Genomic DNA, 2,481 nt, shown 5'->3' with positions numbered 1-2,481 from the left:
TTATTACGCTGTATCGATGGATTCGAGACTCCCACCGAGGGTGACGTGTACATTCGCGGGCAACAGGTCAACGGCATCCCGCCGTTCGAACGCGATACGAGTATGGTGTTCCAATCGTACGCCTTGTTCCCCCATATGACGGTGGGGGAGAACGTCGCGTTCGGACTCGAGATGCAGGGACTACCATCGGACGAAACTCGGGCGACGGACGGTGGATCCACGTCGAATAGTAGTCTCAGCACATCTTTCAAGCGGCTTCTCAAACGAACCGGGAGCGAAGAAATCGACGCACGGGTTGCGAAAGCACTCGAACTGGTCGAACTCCCCGAGTATCAGGATCGGAAGATAAGCGAACTTTCCGGTGGGCAACAACAGCGTGTCGCCCTCGCCCGTGCATTGGTTACCCAACCGACCGTCTTGTTGCTCGACGAGCCGCTCGGGGCGCTCGATTTGAAGCTCCGAAAAAACATGCAAGTCGAGCTAAAGAACCTCCAGGAAGAGTTGGACACCACGTTCGTCTACGTGACACACGACCAGGAGGAAGCGCTCACGATGAGCGACGAAATTGCCGTGATGAACAACGGGCGGCTCGAACAGTTGGGGTCCGCAACGGAGATTTATGAGGAACCTGAGACGGAGTTCGTCGCGGACTTCATCGGCGAAACGAACCTCATCAGGGGTAGCTACGAGGAGACGGCGGACGGCGCAGTCATCGAGCATAATGGCATTTCGTTCAGGGTACCGCGTAATCCCGACGCCGAGGGGACCGTTTCGTTCGCAGTTCGACCAGAGAAGATCCGCCTTGGCACGGATGCTCGTGAACTGGACAACTCCTTCGAGGGGGAAGTGAACGAAGAGATTTACAAAGGCAATCTCGGCAAGTTCGTCGTAGAGCTCTCGAACGGCCAAGAGCTTACCGTGGATATGCAAATAACCGACCGCAGTGAGTATCTCTCGACCGGGCAAACCGTGACGGTCGGATGGTCGGCAGATAATGCCGTTGTACTGACGCGATAACACACTGATCGTGAGATAATCATCAAAGAAAGGAGGCCAAGTTTCCAATGACAGAGTACACCGACTCACTGAAAGCAAATCATGAATCGGCTATCGAAAATGCAACTGAAGGCATAACGTTCGGTATCGTTATCGACGGCCAGACCGACCAAGCAGCGGCCCAAGAGACGTTTCGGCCAACCGACCCCGCAATAGCGACACCAATTGCGGACGTGGCACGCGGTCGCGATGCGGACGTTGATGCGGCGGTGGCGGCCGCCACCGCCGCGTACGAGGGCGAATGGGGCGACACGACACCGCTAGAGCGCGTCGACGTCATTCGAGAGTGGACGGGGGTTCTTCGCGACCATCTCGATGACCTCGCTCTCCTCGAAACACTCGAGGTCGGTAAGCCACTGTCAGCCGCCCGTGCGGACATCGAGACGGGACTCGACTTCTTCGAGTACTATGCCGCAGCGGCCGTCGGGGAGGAAGGATCGGTGCCACCCGTCGACGATGACTCGTTTGCGTACGTCAATCGAGAGCCCTACGGCGTGACCGGCCAAATCCTGCCGTGGAACTATCCGTTACTTTTGATGGGTTGGAAGGTCGGTGCCGCCCTCGCAGCAGGGAATACGTCCGTGACGAAACCCGCAGAGCAAGCCCCGCTCGCAGTGATCCGAGCGGCTCAACTCGCACAGGGCATTCTTCCCGATGGTGTGTTGAACGTGATCCCGGGATTCGGCGACGAAGCTGGAGCGTCCGTCGCCAGCCACGATGGCATTCGAAAAGTGTCGTTCACAGGTTCGGTGCCTGTCGGGCAGGAAGTCATGCGGGCAGCTTCGGCCGACGTCACACCCGTCACGCTCGAATTGGGCGGGAAAAATCCTTTCGTCGTGTTCCCCGACGCCGATGTGGAAGCAGCTGCACAGACAGCAGCCGTTGCAGGGCTCTATAACAACGGCCAATCGTGCGACTCGGGAACTCGCCTCCTCGTCCATCGAGACGTAAAAGACGAATTTCTCGACCATTACCTCGATGCTGTCGAAGCTCGAACAATCGGTGATCCTCTCCAAGACGCGAATCAAGGACCACTCTGCTTTGCAGACCATCGAGAAAAAGTAGAGCAGTACATCGAACTCGGTGAAGAAGAAGGAGCAACGATTCTCTGCGGAGGAGACCGTCCGGAGGACAGTGAACTCGGCGACGGATACTACTTCGAACCAACTGTCTTCGATGATGTCGACCCGGAGATGCGAATTGCGCAAGAAGAGGTATTCGGACCGGTGCAATTCGTTATGGAGTTCTCGACGTATGAGGAAGCTATTGAAATCGCAAACGACGTGACCTATGGTCTCACCGCGGGGGTGTTTACCCAGAACGCCTCGCGTGCACACCGAGCGGCCGCGGACATCGCGGCGGGGAGTATCTGGGTGAATCAGTACTTCGGTACCGTCCCCGGAACGCCATTCGGGGGCTTCAAAC

2 protein-coding genes are annotated in these 2,481 nt (G+C 57.3%); both read left to right on the top strand.

The annotated features are described in order from the left end of the window. On the top strand, positions 1 to 1,017 hold a 1,017-nt coding region (locus WBV42_RS05265), incomplete at its 5' end, for an ABC transporter ATP-binding protein (RefSeq protein WP_423985092.1). A gap of 47 nt (positions 1,018 to 1,064) precedes the next feature. Continuing rightward, positions 1,065 to 2,481 (top strand): aldehyde dehydrogenase family protein (locus WBV42_RS05260; RefSeq protein ID WP_423985091.1); only part of this gene is annotated, 1,417 nt, incomplete at its 3' end.

Origin of the sequence: Haladaptatus sp., from assembly GCF_049589095.1 — an archaeon.
Classification (GTDB): domain Archaea; phylum Halobacteriota; class Halobacteria; order Halobacteriales; family Haladaptataceae; genus Haladaptatus.
Note: the sequence above shows the minus strand (reverse complement) of the source record. Positions and strands in the feature narration are given on the sequence as shown.